This is a genomic window from Blastococcus sp. KM273128 (genome assembly GCF_021698975.1).
In the GTDB taxonomy this organism is placed as follows: domain Bacteria; phylum Actinomycetota; class Actinomycetes; order Mycobacteriales; family Geodermatophilaceae; genus Blastococcus.
In genome coordinates, this window is the sequence record NZ_SSXA01000082.1 from 1 (window position 1) to 17,517 (window position 17,517).

General features: G+C 75.1%; 17 protein-coding genes. 4 read left to right on the forward strand and 13 right to left on the reverse strand.

Annotation, left to right across the window (positions count from 1 at the left end; all coding sequences use genetic code 11):
• Positions 1-19 precede the first annotated feature (19 nt).
• The 8 genes from E9529_RS18265 to E9529_RS18300 form a co-directional block, all read right to left on the reverse strand.
• Positions 20-682, reverse strand: a complete 663-nt coding sequence (locus E9529_RS18265; protein WP_236832695.1) for a prepilin peptidase — start codon at positions 680-682, stop codon at positions 20-22.
• Between the two features lie 10 nt (positions 683-692).
• Entirely contained in the window at positions 693-1,499 is an 807-nt protein-coding gene (locus tag E9529_RS18270; RefSeq protein ID WP_236832696.1) for a shikimate dehydrogenase, read from the reverse strand.
• A complete protein-coding gene (mltG, locus tag E9529_RS18275) occupies positions 1,492-3,144 on the reverse strand; it encodes an endolytic transglycosylase MltG (protein ID WP_236832697.1) in 1,653 nt (550 codons plus the stop codon). Before mltG ends, E9529_RS18270 begins: the two co-directional genes overlap by 8 nt.
• Before the next feature lie 56 nt (positions 3,145-3,200).
• A complete protein-coding gene (gene ruvX / locus E9529_RS18280; RefSeq protein WP_236832698.1) occupies positions 3,201-3,875 on the reverse strand; it encodes a Holliday junction resolvase RuvX in 675 nt (224 codons plus the stop codon).
• A 5-nt stretch (positions 3,876-3,880) separates the two neighbouring features.
• Complete coding sequence (gene alaS / locus E9529_RS18285) at positions 3,881-6,565, reverse strand: alanine--tRNA ligase (RefSeq protein WP_236832699.1); 2,685 nt, start codon at positions 6,563-6,565, stop codon at positions 3,881-3,883.
• A gap of 52 nt (positions 6,566-6,617) precedes the next feature.
• The gene (locus E9529_RS18290) at positions 6,618-6,902 is read right to left on the reverse strand and encodes a hypothetical protein (RefSeq protein ID WP_236832700.1); all 285 of its coding nucleotides are present in this window, start codon (positions 6,900-6,902) and stop codon (positions 6,618-6,620) included.
• The gene (locus tag E9529_RS18295) at positions 6,902-7,327 is read right to left on the reverse strand and encodes a DUF948 domain-containing protein (protein ID WP_236832701.1); all 426 of its coding nucleotides are present in this window, start codon (positions 7,325-7,327) and stop codon (positions 6,902-6,904) included. Before E9529_RS18295 ends, E9529_RS18290 begins: the two co-directional genes overlap by 1 nt.
• Before the next feature lie 100 nt (positions 7,328-7,427).
• Positions 7,428-8,765 (reverse strand): replication-associated recombination protein A, encoded by a 1,338-nt coding sequence (locus E9529_RS18300; protein WP_236832702.1) that lies wholly within the window; start codon positions 8,763-8,765, stop codon positions 7,428-7,430.
• A gap of 36 nt (positions 8,766-8,801) precedes the next feature.
• Between E9529_RS18300 and E9529_RS18305 the strand changes: the two genes are divergently transcribed.
• From E9529_RS18305 to E9529_RS18315, 3 genes are all read left to right on the forward strand, one after another.
• Entirely contained in the window at positions 8,802-9,662 is an 861-nt protein-coding gene (locus E9529_RS18305) for an aldo/keto reductase (protein ID WP_236832703.1), read from the forward strand.
• Positions 9,663-9,837: 175 nt separating this feature from the next.
• Positions 9,838-10,413, forward strand: coding sequence for a hypothetical protein (locus E9529_RS18310; protein ID WP_236832704.1), 576 nt, complete (start codon positions 9,838-9,840; stop codon positions 10,411-10,413).
• Between the two features lie 38 nt (positions 10,414-10,451).
• Positions 10,452-10,709 carry a hypothetical protein gene (locus tag E9529_RS18315; RefSeq protein WP_236832705.1) on the forward strand — a complete coding sequence of 86 codons (258 nt, stop codon included), beginning with the start codon at positions 10,452-10,454 and terminating at the stop codon, positions 10,707-10,709.
• A gap of 74 nt (positions 10,710-10,783) precedes the next feature.
• On the opposite strand, the gene E9529_RS18320 is transcribed toward E9529_RS18315, so the two are convergent.
• Positions 10,784-11,875: an alanine--glyoxylate aminotransferase family protein gene (locus E9529_RS18320; protein ID WP_236832706.1), complete on the reverse strand. Its 1,092-nt coding sequence runs from the start codon at positions 11,873-11,875 to the stop codon at positions 10,784-10,786.
• Between the two features lie 18 nt (positions 11,876-11,893).
• Between E9529_RS18320 and E9529_RS18325 the strand changes: the two genes are divergently transcribed.
• On the forward strand, positions 11,894-12,391 hold the full coding sequence (locus E9529_RS18325) for an ASCH domain-containing protein (protein ID WP_236832707.1): 498 nt from the start codon (positions 11,894-11,896) through the stop codon (positions 12,389-12,391).
• Between the two features lie 278 nt (positions 12,392-12,669).
• Here the strand turns inward: E9529_RS18325 and aspS are convergent, their stop codons facing one another.
• The 4 genes from aspS to E9529_RS18345 are packed head-to-tail and all read right to left on the reverse strand — an operon-like array spanning position 12,670 to position 17,408.
• Positions 12,670-14,445, reverse strand: a complete 1,776-nt coding sequence (gene aspS / locus E9529_RS18330) for an aspartate--tRNA ligase (protein ID WP_236832708.1) — start codon at positions 14,443-14,445, stop codon at positions 12,670-12,672.
• A gap of 28 nt (positions 14,446-14,473) precedes the next feature.
• On the reverse strand, positions 14,474-15,457 hold the full coding sequence (locus E9529_RS18335) for an aldo/keto reductase (protein WP_236832709.1): 984 nt from the start codon (positions 15,455-15,457) through the stop codon (positions 14,474-14,476).
• Between the two features lie 8 nt (positions 15,458-15,465).
• Positions 15,466-16,728 (reverse strand): histidine--tRNA ligase, encoded by a 1,263-nt coding sequence (gene hisS, locus E9529_RS18340; RefSeq protein ID WP_236832710.1) that lies wholly within the window; start codon positions 16,726-16,728, stop codon positions 15,466-15,468.
• A complete protein-coding gene (locus E9529_RS18345; protein WP_236832711.1) occupies positions 16,725-17,408 on the reverse strand; it encodes an MBL fold metallo-hydrolase in 684 nt (227 codons plus the stop codon). Before E9529_RS18345 ends, hisS begins: the two co-directional genes overlap by 4 nt.
• Positions 17,409-17,517 lie beyond the last annotated feature (109 nt).

Consider the following 17,517-nt stretch of genomic DNA (forward strand, 5'->3'; position numbering starts at 1 on the left):
ATACGGGGCCGTTCCACCGCTACACGGGCAGTGGTCCCCCGAGGGCCAGCGCCAGGGCGGCGCCGGCCAGCAGCGGCGGGCCGAAGGGCACGGTGCTGCGCCAGCCCGCCCGCCCGGTCACCACCAGCGCCAGCGAGACGAGGGCCCCGGCGACCAGGCCGAGGAAGAGCCCGGCGAGCAGCAGGCCCCAGCCCGCCCAGCCGAGCACCAGCCCCAGGACACCGAGCAGCTTGACGTCGCCGAACCCCAGGGCCGCGGGCGCGGCCAGCCGCGCGGCTCCCGACAGGAGCAGGGCGGCCGCACCCGCGACGAGGGCCCGGAGCAGCGCCGGCCAGGTGCCCAGCACCGCGGCGTCGGCGAGCAGGGCCACCCCGCACACCACGGCCGCGGGGAGGAGCACGCGGTCGGGCAGCCGGTGCGCGGCGAGGTCGACGCCGGCCAGCACCACAGCGGTGCCCGCGGCCCACGCCAGGGCGAGCGTGGCCGGGCGGAGCCCGCCCAGGAGCACCGCGGCGGCCAGCAGCCCGGCGGTGAGCGCCGCGGTCAGCGCCACCCGCGCCGGCGTGGGCGTGGCGCCGTCGTCCCGGGCGGCCAGCCGGACCGTGCCGCGCGCCAGGACGGGCCCGAGGACCGTCCCGGCGACCACCGCGACGCCGGCGAGGACGGCGTGGGACACCTCCACGGCGGGCGGCTCAGCGGGCGTCGAGCGCAGCGCGCATCGCGCCGATGGGTGCCGGCCGCCCGGTCATCAGCTCCACCTGCGCGGTGGCCTGCCAGAAGAGGACCTCCAGCCCGCCGATCACCGCGCCCCCGGCGGCGGAGACCCGCTCGGCCAGCGGGGTGGGCCAGGGCGCGTAGAGGACGTCGAGCACCGTCTGCCCGCGGTGCCACTCCAGGGCCGCGACGGCCGGCTGCCCCGCGACCGGGACGGTGCTGACGACGACGGGCGCCTCGACCCGCGCGCCGGCCAGCGGCAGCACCCGCGCCGTCACACCGAGCGTCTCCAGGACGCGCACCACGTCAGCGGCCCGGGCCGGTTCGCGCACCACGACGTCCACCTGCCCGGCACCCAGCGAGGCCAGGGCCACCGCGGCGGCGGCCGCCGTCCCCCCGGCACCGAGCACCGCCGCGTGCCCCACCTCGTCGACGCCGGCGACCTGCAGCGCGGTGCCGACGCCGGCGACGTCGGTGTTCTCGGCCCGCCAGCCGGCCGGGGTGCGCACGAGGGTGTTGGCCGCGCCGAGCAGCCGCGGGAGCGGCTCCACCACGTCGGCGACCGCGACGGCGGCCTGCTTGCACGGCATCGTCACCGAGAAGCCGCGCCACTCCTCGCCGAGCCCGGCCAGCAGCTCCGGGAGGTCCTCGGCTCCCACGTCGAGGGCGTCGTAGCTCCACGCGGAGAGCCCCAGCGCCGCGTAGGCGGCGCGGTGCAGCAGCGGGGAGAGCGAGTGGCTCACCGGCCGCCCGAGCACCGCCGCCCGCTGCGGCCGGTCAGCCACCGCAGCCGAGGCCGGCGTCGGCGCACCGCTGGCGGGCCGCCTGGAACTCGGCGTAGTCGCTGGTGAAGAAGTGCGCCCCGTCCTGCGACTCGAGCACGTAGTACAGGAGGTCACCCGTGCTGGGGGCCAGCGCCGCCTCGAGGCTCGCCTCGCCCGGCGAGCTGATCGGGGTCGGCGGCAGCCCGCGCCGGTTGCGCGTGTTGTACGGGTTGTCGCTCTGCAGGTCGGTGACGGTCAGCTCGTTGCCGCTCTTGTCCAGGCCGTAGGCCAGCGTCGCGTCGATGCCGAGCGCGATCCCGGCGTCCAGCCGGTTGTAGATGACCTGCGCGACGTCGGGCCGCTCCTCGTCGAGCCGGGTCTCGGACTGGATCATCGAGGCGACGGTGACCACCTCGCCGGGCGTGCGCCCGAGGGCGGCGGCCCGCTCCTCCAGCTGCAGCCGGGCAGCGACCTCGTTGAAGGTCTCGACCATGCGCTGCAGCATCTGCTGCGGGGTGGTGCCGGGCTCGAAGTCGTAGGTCGCCGGGAACAGGTAGCCCTCCAGCTGACCGCCGGCGTACGGGGGCAGCGGCAGCGCCGCGGGATCGGCCGCGGCCTCCAGCTCCGGCAGCGGCGTGCCGGTCTGCTCGGCGAGCCGGGCGAGGACCTGGTCCACGGTGAAGCCCTCGGGCACGGTCACCCGCGAGACCTGGCGGGAGGCCGGGTCCAGCAGCAGGTCCAGGGCTCCCTGGCCGCTCATCTGCAGCCGCAGGGAGTAGACGCCGGGCTGGATGCCGGTGGCCGCGGGCTCGTCCTGCGCCGCGTCCACGAAGGGGCCCGTGGAGGCGATGACGTCGGCGTCGACCAGGGTGCGGGCGATGTCGGTGAGCGTGTCGCCCTGCTGCACCCGCACGTCGACGCTGCCGGTGCCGGGGCCCGCGTAGTCCTGGGCATCCGGGTCGAGCATGCCCAGGAGCTGCTGGCCGGCGATCACGATGCCCACGACCATGGCGCCGAGGATCAGCAGGGCCAGCCCGATCGCCAGGGGACGGCGGCGCCGGCGGCGGCGCTGCGGGTCCGAGCGCGGGTCGTAGGGCGCGACCGGGATCTCGTCGTCGTGCAGCAGGCCGCCGCCGTCGGCGTCCCCGTGCAGGTCCAGGTCGTCGTGCGGGTGGAACGCGGCCGTCTCGTCCTCGGCGGTGGCGGCCGCGGCGGGCGCGGCGTCGTCGCCCCGGCGCCGGCGCAGGCCGCGTCGCCGCGGCCGGTCGTCGTCGACGTTCGCCCCGATCACGTCCAGGCCGCCGGTCGGGTCGTCCGCGGCGGGGTCGGCCGGCGGCTCGTCGGGCGCGTCGTCCCGCGGCCCGGAGAGCCGGGGGGCGGCGACGGTGGCGTCGTCGTCGTCCCCGCGCGGCCGCAGCCGGTTCCACGCGCCGGCCGGCAGCGGCGGCAGCGGGGCGGAGGGGTGCTGGCGGCCGGGGACGTGGTCGTCGCCGCTGCCGTGCCGGGCGGTCGGGTACCGACCGGCGGGGGCACCCGGCAGGTCCATCGGCCCGGTCGGTCCACCGGAGCGGTCGGCCGGCCGGGGGAACGCCGGCGGGTTGCCGGAGGGGCCCGGCGGGAAACCACCGGCAGGGCTGCCGAAGCCGGTCGGGAACGGCACCGGCATGCCACCGGTCCCGTCGTCGAACGCGTGCCTCCCCCGCCGCGGCCCGCCGGGCGCCGTCACGAGGGCGCCTTCCGGCTGTCCAGGTACTGCTGCAGGATGACCACGGCGGCCGCCTGGTCGATCACCGCGCGCTGCCGGCGGCTGTCGATGCCGCCGTCGCGGAGGTGGCTGGCTGCGGTCACGGTCGAGAGCCTCTCGTCGATCAGGTTCACCGGCACGTCCGGGATCCGGTCGGCCAGTTCCTGTGCGTAATCGGCAGCGTCCTGCGCCGAGGCGCCGGTGGCGCCGGACAGGTGCACCGGCTCCCCCACTACCACCTCTGACACCTCGTGTTCCACCACCAGGGCGGCGAGGCGGTCCAGGTCGGCCCCGTCCTTGGCCCGGCGGAGGGTCTCCAGCGGGCTGGCGAGGGTGCCGGTCGGGTCCGACAGCGCCAGGCCGACCCGCACGGTGCCGACGTCGACGCCGAGCACCCGGCCGCGCGCCCGGCCGGCGCCGGGGCGGCGCGGGGGCACCTGGAGGTGCTCCGGCCAGCCACCGGACAGGTCGATCTCGGTGGTCTCGTGCTTGACCGGGGGGAAGCCCTGGCTCAGGTCGATCTCGGTCGTCGGGTGGTACGTGGGCTGCTCTCCCGTGGTCGGGCGCGGGCGCGCCGGCGGCACCGCCGGCAGGTCGCGCCGCCGGCCACCGACCGGACCGGTGTCCTCGGGGTTGTACTCGGTGTCGGGCACGTTGGTCACCTTCCCGTGGCGGTCGCGACCGCCTGCTCGCCGGCCTGCAGTGCCGCGGGGATACCCGCGGGGTCGGTGCCGCCCCCCTGGGCGACGTCGGACTTGCCGCCGCCGCGGCCGCCGACGGGTGCCGAGGCCGCCTTGAGGACGTCGTTGGCCGACAGCCCGCGGGTGACCGCGGCCGGGTTCAGCGCCGCCACCAACGCCACCTTGCCACCGGACTCCGAAGCCAGCAGCACGACCGCCGGCCGGTCGGCGCCGAGGCGGCCGCGGACGTCCAGCGCCAGCGTGCGCAGGTCGCCACCGGCCAGGCCCGCCGGGGACCCGGTGACGACGGCGACGCCCCCGACGTCCTTCGCCGCCGCCGCCAGCTCGCCGGCGGCGGCCAGCGTCTGCTGCGCGCGCAGGTCGGCCAGCTCGCGGTCCAGGTCCCGCAGCCGCGCGACCATGCCGCCGACCCGCTCGACCAGGCCGTCCTGCGGCGACTTGAGGATCTCGGCGAGCTGCCGCACCAGGTCGCGCTCGCGCGCCAGGTACCGGAAGCCCTCGAGCCCCACCACGGCCTCGACGCGCCGGGAGCCGGAGCCCACCGAGGACTCCCCCGTCAGCGCGAGCGTGCCGATCTGGGCGCTGCCGCGCACGTGCGTGCCACCGCAGAGCTCGCGCGACCACGGGCCGCCGATCTCCACGACGCGCACCTGCTCGCCGTAGGTCTCGCCGAACAGCGCGAGCGCCCCGAAGGCCTGCGCCTCGGGCAGCGTCATCCAGGAGGCGGTGACCCTGTGGTCGGCACGGACGGCGGCGTTGGCGACGTCCTCGATGTCGGTGCGCTGCTGCTGGGTCAGCGCGCCCTGCCAGGCGAAGTCCAGCCGCAGGTAGCCCGGCCGGTTGTAGGAGCCCGACTGCAGCGCCTGCGGGCCGAGCACCTGGCGCAGCGCCGCGTGCACCACGTGGGTGCCCGAGTGCGCCTGGCAGGCCGAGAGCCGCCACTCGCGGTCCACCTCGGCGGTGAGCTCGGCACCGGCGCGCAGCTCGCCCTCGAGCACCCGCACCTGGTGGGCGACCAGGCCCTTGACCGGGCGCTGGACGTCGATGACCTCGGCGCGGCCGCCGTCCCAGGTGAGCAGACCGGCGTCGGCCACCTGCCCGCCGGACTCGGCGTAGAACGGCGTGCGGTCCAGCACCACCCGGGTGATCTCGCCGGGCCCGGCCGGGCGGTCGCCCTCGACCTCGCCCTCGGCGACCACGCCGAGCACCCGGGACTCGGTGCGCAGGGTCTCGTAGGCCCGCCAGTCGGTGGGGCCGTGCTCGGCGAGCAGCTGCCGGTAGGCCAGGACGTCGACCGACCCGGTGCGCTTGGCCCGGGCGTCGGCGCGGGCGCGGTCGCGCTGCTCCTGCATCAGCGCCCGGAAGCCGTCCTCGTCGACGGTGACGCCCTGCTCGGCGGCCATCTCCAGGGTGACGTCGATCGGGAAGCCGTAGGTGTCGTGGAGGGAGAACGCCTGCGCGCCGGAGAGCGTCGGGGCGCCGGCCTGCTTGGCCTGCTGCACCGCGGTGTCGAACAGGGCCGTGCCCGAGGTGAGTGTGCGGCGGAACGCCTCCTCCTCGGCGTAGGCGACCGAGGAGATGCGCGCGAAGTCGGTCTCCAGCTCCGGGTAGCTGGCCTTCATGGCGTCCTTGGACACCGGCAGCAGCTCGGGCAGGGTCGCCTCGTCGACGCCGAGCAGCTTCATCGAGCGGACGGCGCGGCGCAGCAGCCGGCGCAGGATGTAGCCGCGGCCCTCGTTGCCCGGGGTGACGCCGTCGCCGATGAGCATCAGCCCGCTGCGCACGTGGTCGGCCACGACGCGCAGCCGGACGTCCGCGTCGGCGTCCTTGCCGTAGGTGACCCCGGCGAGCTCGGCGGCCCGGCGCAGCACCGGGGCGACCTCGTCGATCTCGTACAGGTTGTCGACGCCCTGCAGCAGGAAGGCCACCCGCTCCAGGCCCATGCCGGTGTCGATGTTCTTGTTCGGCAGCTCGCCGACGACCGTGAACTCCTCCTTGCTCCGGACGTCGGTGAGCTCGTACTGCATGAAGACCAGGTTCCAGATCTCCAGGAACCGGTCACCGGCGGTGTCGACCAACGGGCCGCCGTCGGGGCCGTACTGCGGGCCGCGGTCGAAGTAGATCTCCGAGCAGGGGCCGCCCGGGCCGGCCGCCCCGGTATGCCAGTAGTTGTCCTTCTTGCCCAGCCGCTGGATCCGCTCGACCGGCAGCCCGGCGATGCGGTGCCACGCGTCGGCGGCCTCGTCGTCGTCGAGGTAGACGGTGACCCAGATGCGGTCGGGGTCGAAGCCCAGCCCGCCGTCCTCCAGCCGCCCGGTGATCAGCTCCCAGGCGTGCTGGATCGCCCCCTCCTTGAAGTAGTCGCCGAAGGCGAAGTTGCCGTTCATCTGGAAGAAGGTGCCGTGCCGGGTGGTCTTGCCCACCTCCTCGATGTCGAGGGTGCGCACGCACTTCTGCACGCTGGTGGCCCGCGGGAACGGCGCGGGCTCGCGGCCGGTCAGGTACGGGATGAACGGCACCATGCCGGCGACGGTGAACAGCAGCGACGGGTCGGGCGACACCAGCGAGGCGCTGGGGACGACGGTGTGGCCGCGGGAGGCGAAGTGCTCCAGGAAGCGGCGGCGGATCTCGGCGGTCTGCATCAGGTCTTCTCGGTGTCGGGGGCCGGGGTGGTGCTCGGGACGACCCCGGGGGTCAGAGGTCGGCGGCGTGCGCTCCGCGGCGCAGCGCCGCCGCGTCGCCGGTCTCGGGCAGCGGCGCGTCGAGCCCGGTGCCGGCGCGCAGCTCGAGCTCGCGCTCGGTCATGGCCTCGCGGACGTCGGCGCCGAAGTCGCCGATCGCGTCGGCGAGGTCGCGCAGCCCCTCGGCGATCGAGGCCCCGATGCCGGCCGGCGTCATCTTCTCGGCGGCGGCGGAGAGCTTGCGGACGACGAGCGCCCCGATGGTGATCCCCATCGCGAGCCAGAACAGCCGGCGCATCAGGCGGCCCGCCGGGCGGAGCGCCGGGCGCGGCGCGCGGCCTTGTCGCGGGCGGCGGCGTCGGCGATCGCCTGGCCCTCCCGCTTCTTCTTGGCGGCGCTGCGGACGCCGTAGCTGAAGGCGGCCACCTTGATCAGCGGGCTGCCCAGGGTGGCGGCGACGACGCTGGTGAGCGCCGCGACGTTGCTCGAGACGTTGGCCGCGTTGCCGGTGATGTCGTCGACCCGCTCCAGGTTGCTGTTCACGTGCGCGACCGTGGTGCCGGCCTGGCTCAGGATCGGCGCGCTCTGCTCGCGGACCTGGCGGATGGTCAGGGTGGTCTCGTCGAGCGTCCGGCCGAGCTTGAGCAGCGGGACGGCCACGAGCACCACCAGCAGCACCAGGGCCCCGGCTGCGATCAGCCCGGCGATCTCTCCTACGGACACGCGTGCTCCTGTTCTCGGGGGATTCGGCGCCGGGAGGCGACGTTCCGGCCTCGTCACACTAGTCGCGGGGCCGCGGGACCGTCCGTGCCCCGCCGCCGGGTCAGCGGGTCCGGCGGACGATCGCCCGCAGCTTCGCCAGCCGCTCGCCCAGCCGCGCCTCGACGCCGCGGTTGGTCGGGCGGTAGTAGTCCCTGCCGACCAGCGCGTCCGGCGGGTACTGCTGGGCCACGATGCCGTCGGGGTGGGCGTGGGGATAGGCGTAGGTCTTCCCGTGGCCGAGCTTCCCGGCCCCGGCGTAGTGCGCGTCGCGCAGCCCCGGCGGCACGGGGCCGGCCAGGCCGGCCCGGACGTCGGCGACCGACTCGCCCATCGCGACGGTGACCGCGTTCGACTTCGGCGCCGTGGCCAGGTGGACGACGGCCTGGGCGAGCGGGAAGTGGCCCTCGGGCATGCCGATGAACTGGACCGCCTGCATCGCGGCGACCGCCGTGGTCAGCGCGGTGGGGTCGGCCATGCCGATGTCCTCGCTGGCGCTGATGACCAGGCGCCGGGCGATGAACCGCGGGTCCTCCCCCGCCTCGACCATGCGGGCCAGGTAGTGCAGCGCGGCGTCGACGTCGCTCCCCCGGATGCTCTTGATCAGGGCGCTGGCGACGTCGTAGTGCTGGTCGCCCTGCCGGTCGTAGCGGACCGCCGCCTGGGCGACCGCCGTCTCCAGGGTGGCGAGGTCGATCTCGGTGGCGCCGACCGCGCGGGCCGCGCCGGCGCCGGACTCCAGGGCGGTGAGCGCCTTCCGCCCGTCGCCGCCGGCGATGCGGACGAGGTGCTCCTCGGCCTCCGCGGCGAGCGTGACCGCGCCGTCGAGCCCGCGGTCGCTGGTGAGCGCGCGGTGCAGCAGCCGGCGGACGTCGTCGTCGGTGAGCGGCTGCAGCGCCAGCACCAGGCTGCGGGACAGCAGCGGGCTGACCACGGAGAAGAAGGGGTTCTCGGTGGTGGCGGCGATCAGGCTGACGATCCGGTCCTCCACCGCCGAGAGCAGGCTGTCCTGCTGGGTCTTGGAGAAGCGGTGGACCTCGTCGATGAACAGCACGGTGCGCCGGCCGGCGTAGGTGAGCTCGCGCTTGGCGCTCTGGATGACCGCCCGCACCTCCTTCACGCCGGAGTCCAGCGCCGACAGCTGCACGAACTGCCGCTTGGTGGCCAGCGAGATGACGTGCGCGAGGGTGGTCTTGCCGGTGCCGGGCGGGCCGTAGAGCACCAGCGACATCGGCTCGTCGGACTCGACGAGGCGGCGCAGCGGCGCGCGGTCGCCCAGGAGGTGCTGCTGGCCGACGACCTCGTCGAGCGACCGCGGGCGCATCCGCACCGCGAGCGGGGCGCCCGGGTCGACGGCCGGCGCGCCCTCCTCGTCGGGTGCGGGGTCGAACAGCGAGCTCACGGTTCCCGACGCTACCCGGCGGGCACGACAGCCCCCATGCAGCAGCGACGCATCGGAGACGTGACCGTGGGCGCCATCGGGCTGGGCGCCATGCCCCTGTCCACCAAGGACGAGCGCCCCTCGCCGGAGGACGCCGTCGCCGTGGTCCACGCCGCGCTGGACGCCGGCGTCACCCTGGTCGACACCGCCGACGCCTACGCCCGCGACGAGTCGGAGTTCGGCCACAACGAGGAGCTCGTGGCCCGCGCCCTGGCCGGCTACGGGGGCGACACCTCCGCGGTGCTGGTGGCGACCAAGGGCGGGCACACCCGCCGCGGCACCGACTGGGAGCTCGACGGGTCACCGGGCTACCTGCGGCGGGCCTGCGAGGACTCGCTGCGGCGGCTCGGCGTGGACGCCATCGGGCTCTACCAGTTCCACCGGCCCGACCCGGCCACGCCGTGGGAGGAGTCCATGGGTGCGCTGCGGCAGCTGGCCGACGACGGGCTGGTGCGCATGGTCGGGATCTCCAACGCCGACATCGCGCAGATCGACGTCGCCCGGTCGATCGTGGGCGACGCGCTGGTCAGCGTGCAGAACCAGTTCTCCCCCGGCTGGCGGCACTCGGCCGACGAGCTGGAGCACTGCGCGGGCCACGGGCTGGCGTTCCTGCCGTGGAGCCCGTTCGGCGGGGTGACCTCCGCGGGGTCGCTGGGCTCGACCGCGCCGGCGTTCGCGGAGGTGGCCGAGGAGCTGGGGGTCTCGGTGTACCAGGTGACCCTCGCCTGGCACCTGGCGCAGAGCGACACCGTCGTCCCGATCCCGGGCGCGTCCCGGGTCGCCTCGGTGCAGGACTCGGTGGCCGCCGCCGGGCTGACCCTCTCCCCCGACCAGCTCGCCCGCCTCGACACCGCCTGACCCGCCGCCCCTCCCCGCTTGTTGATCATCGTCGTCTGGCTGGCCTCTCCGGCGTGTCGGGCAGCCAGACGACGATGATCAACACGGGGGTGGCTGCGTCCACAGCCATACCCGCTGTCCACGGATCCCGCGCGCGGGCCCTGCCGGTGCCACCCGACGACCCACCGTCAGCGGCATGCCCCTCCCCCCGACCTGGACACCGGCCGAGGCGCGTGCGGTCGGCCTGACCCGCGGCCACCTGCGCGGCCCCTCCTTCGTACGGCTTGCGCACGGCCTCACGGCACGTCTGGACGACGCCGTCGACGAGTCCGAACGACTGCGACTGGTCGCCCGGGTGCTGCCGGCCGACGCGGCATACAGCCATGCGACCGCCGCAGCGCTCCTGGGTGCTCCCGTCGACGCCCCACGCCGGGCGCACATAGTCCTCACCCCGCGACGGGTGCTCCCCCAGCGAGCGGAGTTCGTGACGCACGCGCGCCGACTGCTCCCCGAGGACGTCGTCCAGCACCGCGGGCTGCGCCTCACCTCGGGGGCTCAGACCTTCCTCGACCTGGCCGCGACCCCGCCGCCGTGGGACCTGGTGGCGGTCGGTGACGCGCTGATGCGGGCCGGCCACCTCGACCAGGCGAATCTGGCCCGACGTCTGTCCCGGGCCGCCCGGGTCCGCGGCGTCGTCCGCGCCCGGGAGTGCGCGCCGCTGCTGTCGTCGCTGGCCATGCCCGGCCCGAGAGCGTCGTCCGGTACTGGCTGACCGTCAGCGACCTCCCGACACCGACGCCGCAGGCACCCGTGCACGACCGATGGGGGCGAGCCGTCGCGCACGCCGACCTGGGCTACGAGGAGTGGAAGGTGGCGCTGAAGTACGAGGGCCGTCAGCACGCCGGCGGCGACCAGTTCGACCGGGACGTCGACCGCTACTCCCTGATGGCGGCCGACGGCTGGCTCGTGCTCCGCTTCGCCCGGCGGCACCTCCAGGGACCCTCCGTGGTGCTCGACCGCACCCGCCGGGCGCTGGTGAGCCGCGGCTGGCGTGACCCTCGTGGTTGATCATCGGCAGGTGGCGACTGACACGCCGCTGCGGCCGGCCAGATGACGATGGTCAACCGCCAGGCCGGCGGGGGTCAGCGGCCGAGGACGTCGCGCAGCGCCGCCAGCACGAGCGCCACCCGGTCGGGGGCGGCGTTGGGGCCCATGAGGCCGATCCGCCACACCGTCGCGGCGTAGGCACCCACACCCCCGCCGATCTCCAGGTCGTACCGCTCCAGCAGCTCCTTGCGCACCGCGGCGGAGTCGACGCCCTCGGGCACCTTCACCGTCGTCAGCTCCGGCAGCCGGTGCCCCTCGGCGGCGAACAGCTCCAGCCCCAGCTCGGCCAGCCCCTCGTGCAGCAGCCGCCCGGCCTCGGCGTGCCGCGCGTGCACGGCCTCCAGCCCCTCGTCGAGGATCCGCCCCAGCCCGGCGTGCAGCGACACGACCATCCCGGTCGGGGCGGTGTGGTGGTAGGTGCGGCCACCGGAGCCGGCGGCCTCCCCGGCGTAGCCGCCCAGCATGCCGAGGTCGAGGTACCAGCTCTGCGGCTTCTCGACCCGCCGCTCCCAGGCGCGGTCGGAGATGGTGAAGGGCGCCAGCCCCGGCGGCACGCCCAGGCACTTCTGCGACCCCGAGTAGGCGAGGTCGACGCCCCACTCGTCCAGCCGCACCGGGATCCCGCCCAGCGAGGTGACGCAGTCGGCCAGCAGCAGCGCGTCGCCCTTGCCGGCGGCGAGCGGTTCGAGGTCCGAGCGCACCCCGGTGGACGTCTCGGCGTGCACCGCGGCGATGAGCTTGGGCGACGGGTGCGCCGCCAGCACCCGCTCGGCGTCGACCGGCTGCCCCCACTCGTGCTCGACGGCGACGACCTCCGCCCCGCACCGGGCGGCGACGTCGGTCATCCGCTGCCCGAACAGGCCGTTCACCGCGACGACGACGGCGTCGCCCGGGCCGACGGTGTTGACGAACGCCGCCTCCATGCCCGCCGAGCCGGTGGCCGACAGCGGGAGCGTGCGGCGGTTGCCCGTGCCGAACACCTGGCGCAGCCGCTCGGAGGTCTCGTCGAGGATCTCCAGGAACACCGGGTCGAGATGGCCCAGCAGCGGCAGGCCGAGCGCGGCCGTGGCCTCCGGGTAGGGGTTGGACGGGCCGGGACCGAGCAGGGTGCGGGCACGCAGCGGCATGCCCTGCAAACTACCGGCGTGGCCACCGATCAGCCGGGCGACCTCGACCGCACCGCCGCGCTCGCGGTGCACCGGGAGTACGCCGCCACCCTGCCCGCCCCGCCCACCGAGGAGCCCGCGGTCGAGCGGTTCGGCGACGGCGCCGCGCTGGCCGACGAGCTCATCGGCCTCGTGCTCGCCGGCACCAAGCGGGCGACGGCGGCGCTGGTCGTCGACTTCCTCGACGACGGGCAGCCGTTGCCGCGCATCGGCGGGCTCTGGGTGGCGTGCGACGGCAGCGGCGCGCCCCGGTGCGTCCTCCGGACGACGGAGCTGCGGCTCGGCCCGCTGCGCAGCGTCGACGACGCCTTCGCCTGGGACGAGGGCGAGGACGACCGGACGCGGGAGAGCTGGCTCCGGGAGCACGAGCGCTACTTCCGCCGCACCCTGCCCGCGCGCGGCCGGGCGTTCTCCGAAGACCTGGAGGTGGTCTTCGAGCGCTTCCGCGTCGTCTGGCCGCCCGAGGTCGCCGGCTGATCCCCTCCCCGTCAGACGCCGACCCGGGGCGCCGCCCGGAGCCGGGACCACACTGCTCGCGCGCCAGTCGCGCTCTGCCCACCCCCCGTGGGCAGAGACCTAGTTCCTGAGCAGCGGGTTCCCGGCACAGTCGCGCTCTGCCCACCCCCCGTGGGCAGAGACCTAGTTCCTGGGCAATGGGTTCCCGGCACAGTCGCGCTCTGCCCACCCCCCGTGGGCAGAGCGCGACTCACCCGGCGGTATCCCGTGCCCCGGCCGGCTCCAACGGACGGAGGGGGCTACTTCGTCGGGTCGGACGGGCCGGGAGCACCCGGCTCGCCGGGCAGCGCCGGCTCCTCCGGCTTCGCGTCGATGCCGGCCTCCTTGCGCTGCGCCTCGGTGATCGGCGTGGGCGCACCGGTCAGCGGGTCGAACCCGGCCCCGGTCTTCGGGAAGGCGATGACCTCGCGGATCGACTCCACCCCCGACAGCAGCGCCGAGAGCCGGTCCCACCCCAGCGCCGCCCCCGCGTGCGGCGGCGGGCCGTAGGCGAACGCCTCGAGGAAGAAGCCGAACCGCTCGCGGGCCTCCTCGCGGGACATGCCGAGGGTCTCGAACACCCGCTCCTGCAGCTCGGCGTCGTGGATGCGAACCGAGCCGCTCATGACCTCGTTGCCGTTGATCACCATGTCGTAGGCGTCGGACAGCGCCGCGCCCTTGTCCTCGGCGAACCGGTCGCGCCACTCGGGGGTGGGCGAGGTGAACGGGTGGTGCATGAAGGTCCAGTCGCCGTCCTCGGTCTCCTCGAACATCGGGAAGTCGACGACGAAGAGGAACGACCAGCTGCCCGGCTCGATCAGCTCCAGCCGCTTGGCGATCTCGTTGCGGGCCGCGCCGAGCAGCTCCTGGGAGGAGCGGCGCGCGCCGGCGGCGAAGAACACGCAGTCCCCCGGCTTCGCGCCGACGGCCTCGACCAGCCCGGCGCGCTCCTCCTCGGAGATGTTCTTCGCGACCGGGCCGCCCAGGGTGCCGTCCTCGGCGATCGTCACGTAGGCCAGCCCGCGGGCGCCGCGCGACTTGGCCCAGTCCTGCCAGGCGTCGAACGCCCGCCGCGGCTGCGACCCGCCGCCGGGCATGACGACCGCCCCGACGTAGGGCGCCTGGAACACGCGGAACGGCGTCCCGGCGAAGTAGGAGGTCAACTCGGTGAGCTCGATGCCGAACCGGAGGTCGGGCTTGTCCGAGCCGAACCGGTCCATGGCCTCGCGGTAGGTCATCCGCGGGATCTCGGGGACCTCGTAGGAGGCCAGCTCCCGCCACAGCGCCCGGACGACGTCCTCGGCGACGGCGAGCACGTCGTCCCGCTCGACGAAGCTCATCTCGAAGTCCAGCTGGGTGAACTCCGGCTGCCGGTCGGCGCGGAAGTCCTCGTCCCGGAAGCAGCGCGCGATCTGGTAGTAGCGCTCGAGCCCGCCGATCATCAGCAGCTGCTTGAACAGCTGCGGCGACTGCGGCAGCGCGTACCACTTGCCCTGCTGCAGGCGGACCGGCACCAGGAAGTCCCGCGCGCCCTCGGGCGTGGAGCGGGTGAGGTTCGGCGTCTCCACCTCGGTGAAGCCGTGCCCGGCCATCACCTCGCGTGCGATCCGGCTGACCTCCGAACGCAGCCGGATCGCCTTCGCCGGCCCCTGCCGCCGCAGGTCGAGGTACCGGTACCTGTAGCGGACGTCGTCGGACGCCGCCTGGTCGGTCTCGATCGGGAACGGCAGCGGCGCCGAGGCCGAGAGCACCCGCAGCTCCGAGGTGGCCACCTCGATGTCGCCGGTCGGCAGCTCGGGGTTCTCGTTGCCCTCGGGGCGGCGCCGCACCTCGCCGGTGACGAGCACGCAGTACTCGTTGCGCAGGTGGTGGGCCTCCTCCTCGCGGACGACGACCTGCACGTACCCGGAGGCGTCGCGCAGGTCGAGGAAGACCACCCCGCCGTGGTCGCGGCGGCGGGCCACCCAGCCGGCGAGGGTGACGGTGGTGCCGGCGTCGGACGCGCGCAGCGTTCCGGCGTCGTGGGTGCGGAGCACGGTGGTGCCTTTCGAGAGAGGAGGGGGCTTACCAGCGGTCGTGCACGTGGGCGCGGATGCGCTCGTCGTACACCCGCTCGAGGTCGGCGAGCTGGGCGTCCGAGAGCGGCGCCATCGTGGCGGCCGCGACGTTGCCGCGCACCTGGGTGACGTTGCGCGCCCCCGGGATGACCGTGGTGACGCCGGGCTGGTCGATGACCCAGCGCAGCGCGAACGCCGCGGTGGGCACCGCGTCGCCGGCGATCTCGGCGACCTCGCGGGCCCCGGCGACGCCGACGTCGAACGGCACGCCGGCGAAGGTCTCGCCGACGTCGAAAGCCTCGCCGTTGCGGTTGAAGTTCCGGTGGTCGTCGGCCGGGAAGGTCGTCTGCTCGTCGTACTTGCCCGTGAGCAGACCGCTGGCCAGCGGCACACGGGCCAGCACGCCCACCCCGGCGGCCGCCGCGGCGGGCAGCAGCTCCTCCAGCGGCTTGCGCCGGAAGATGTTCAGGATGACCTGGATGGTGGCCACGCCCTCGTGCTGCAAGGCGGTCAGCCCCTCGGCCACGGTCTCCACCGAGACGCCGTAGGCGGCGATCGACCCGTCGGCGACGAACCCGTCGAGGGTGTCGTACACCCGCTGGTCGGAGTAGACGGCGGTCGGCGGGCAGTGCAGCTGCACCAGGTCCAGGGTGTCGACGCCGAGGTTGCGGCGCGACCGGTCGACCCAGGCCCGCAGGTTCTCCGGGGTGTACTGGGCGGCCTCGAACGGGTCGGCACGGCGGCCGGCCTTGGTCGCCACGAACGGCCGGTCGGCGCGGGGCGCGAGCGCCTTGCGGATCCGCTCCTCGGAGCGGCCGTCGCCGTAGACGTCGGCGGTGTCCAGCAGGGTCACGCCGGCGTCGAGCGCGGCGTCGAGCACCTCGGCGGCGGTGTCCTCGTCGACGTCCCCCCAGTCACCACCGAGCTGCCACGTGCCCAGCCCGATCACGCTGACGTCGGCCCCGGTCTTCCCGAGCGGTCGCTGCTCCATCGAAGTGCTCACTCCTCCACACTCGCACGCACCCGGTCGAACAGCTCGCCCACGGGGACGGCCACCTGCTCGCCGGTGCGCATGTCCTTGAGCTGGCCGACGCCGTCGGCCAGGTCCCGCTCCCCCACGACGACGACGTGGGTGGCCCCGGACCGGTCGGCGGCCTTCATCGCGCCCTTGAGCCCGCGGTCGCCGTAGACGGTGTCGGCGGCGACGCCGGCCTGCCGCAGCTGCCCCACCAGCCGGACCGCCACGCGCTTGGCCTCGGCCCCCAGCGGGACGACGAAGGCCTGCACCCCGGCGACCGCGCCGACGTCGAGCCCCTCGGCCTGGACGGCGAGCAGGGTGCGATCCACCCCGACGGCGTAGCCGATGCCGGAGACGTCGGGCCCGCCGAGCGCCGCCGACAGCCCGTCGTAGCGGCCACCGCCGCCGATCGCCGACTGCGCGCCGAGGCCGGAGTGGACGAACTCGAACGTCGTCTTCGTGTAGTAGTCCAGGCCGCGCACCAGCCTGGGCGCCTCCGTCCACGTCACGCCGAGGTCGGTGAGGTGCTGCCGGACGGCGTCGTAGTGCGCCTTCGTCGAGTCCGAGAGGTGGTCGACCATCAGCGGGGCGTCGTCGAGCTGTGCCTGCACCTCGGGCCGCTTGTCGTCGAGCACCCGCAGCGGGTTGATCCCCGCGCGCCGCCGGGTCTCCTCGTCCAGGTCCAGCTTGTCGAGGTAGGCGACCAGCAGCTCGCGGTACTGCGGCCGGCAGGTGGCGTCGCCCAGCGAGGTGAGCAGCAGCTCGAAGTCGGTGAGCCCGAGGTCGCGGAAGCCCTGCACGCCCAGCGCCACCACCTCGGCGTCCAGCGCCGGGTCGTCGACGCCGAGCGCCTCCATGTCCACCTGGGTGAAGTGGCGGTACCGGCCGGCCTGGGGCCGCTCGTAGCGGAACGCCGTGCCGACCGTCCAGAGCTTCACCGGCAGCGCCCCGCCGTGCAGGCGGTGCTCGATGAACGCCCGCATCAGGCCGGCGGTGAGCTCCGGCCGCAGGGTCAGCGAGCGGCCGCCGCGGTCGGTGAAGGTGTACATCTCCTTCGTCACCACGTCCGTGGACTCACCGACGCCGCGGGAGAACACGGCGGTGTCCTCGAACACCGGCGTCTCGACGTAGCCGTAGCCGGCCCGGCGCAGCGGCGCGGTGAGCGTGTCGCGGACGGCGAGGAAGCGGGCCGACTCCGGCGGCAGGGTGTCGAAGGTGCCCTTCGGGGCGGTCAGGCCGGTCACAGCCCGCGCCCCTTCGGCGCGGCAGCGGCCTCGGCGAGGTAGGGGTTGGTGGCCCGCTCGCGGCCGATCGTCGTCGCCGGGCCGTGCCCGGGCAGCACCACCGTCTCGTCGTCCAGCGGCAGGACGACGTCGCGCAGCGACGTGAGCATCGCGTCCCACGAGCCGCCCGGCAGGTCCACCCGGCCCACGGAGCCGGCGAACAGCACGTCACCGGCGAGCAGGCCGGGGGCCTCGCCGAGGTCGAGCTCGAAGACCACCGAGCCCTGGGTGTGGCCGGGCGCGTGCCGCACGGTGAGGTCCACCCCCGCGAGCGAGAGCACCGCGCCGTCGTCCAGCGGCAGCACGTCGGTGGGGTCGGGCAGCCGGACGCCGGTGATCAGCGGGGCCAGCTGCGGGCCGTGCCACCGGGCCGGGTCCGACAGCATCCCGGAGTCCTGCGGGTGCAGGTAGGCGGGGATGTCGTAGCCGTCGCACACCGGCAGCACCGAGAAGGTGTGGTCGAGGTGGCCGTGGGTGAGCACGACGGCCACGGGCTTGAGACCGTCGTCGGCGAGCATCCGGGCGAGGGGCTCGACGGCGTCCATGCCCGGGTCGACGACGACGCACTCCTGCCCCGGCCCGGACGCCACGGCATAGCAGTTGGTGCCGAACGCGCCGGCGGGGAACGAGCGGATGAGCACCCGTGCAGGTTACGCGGGGGCGCACGGGGGTTCCGGCGCTGCCAGGGAACGCCCAGCCCCGCCACCTAGACTCCTCCCCCGACCCGCGCCGCCGACCCGCCGGCGCGGC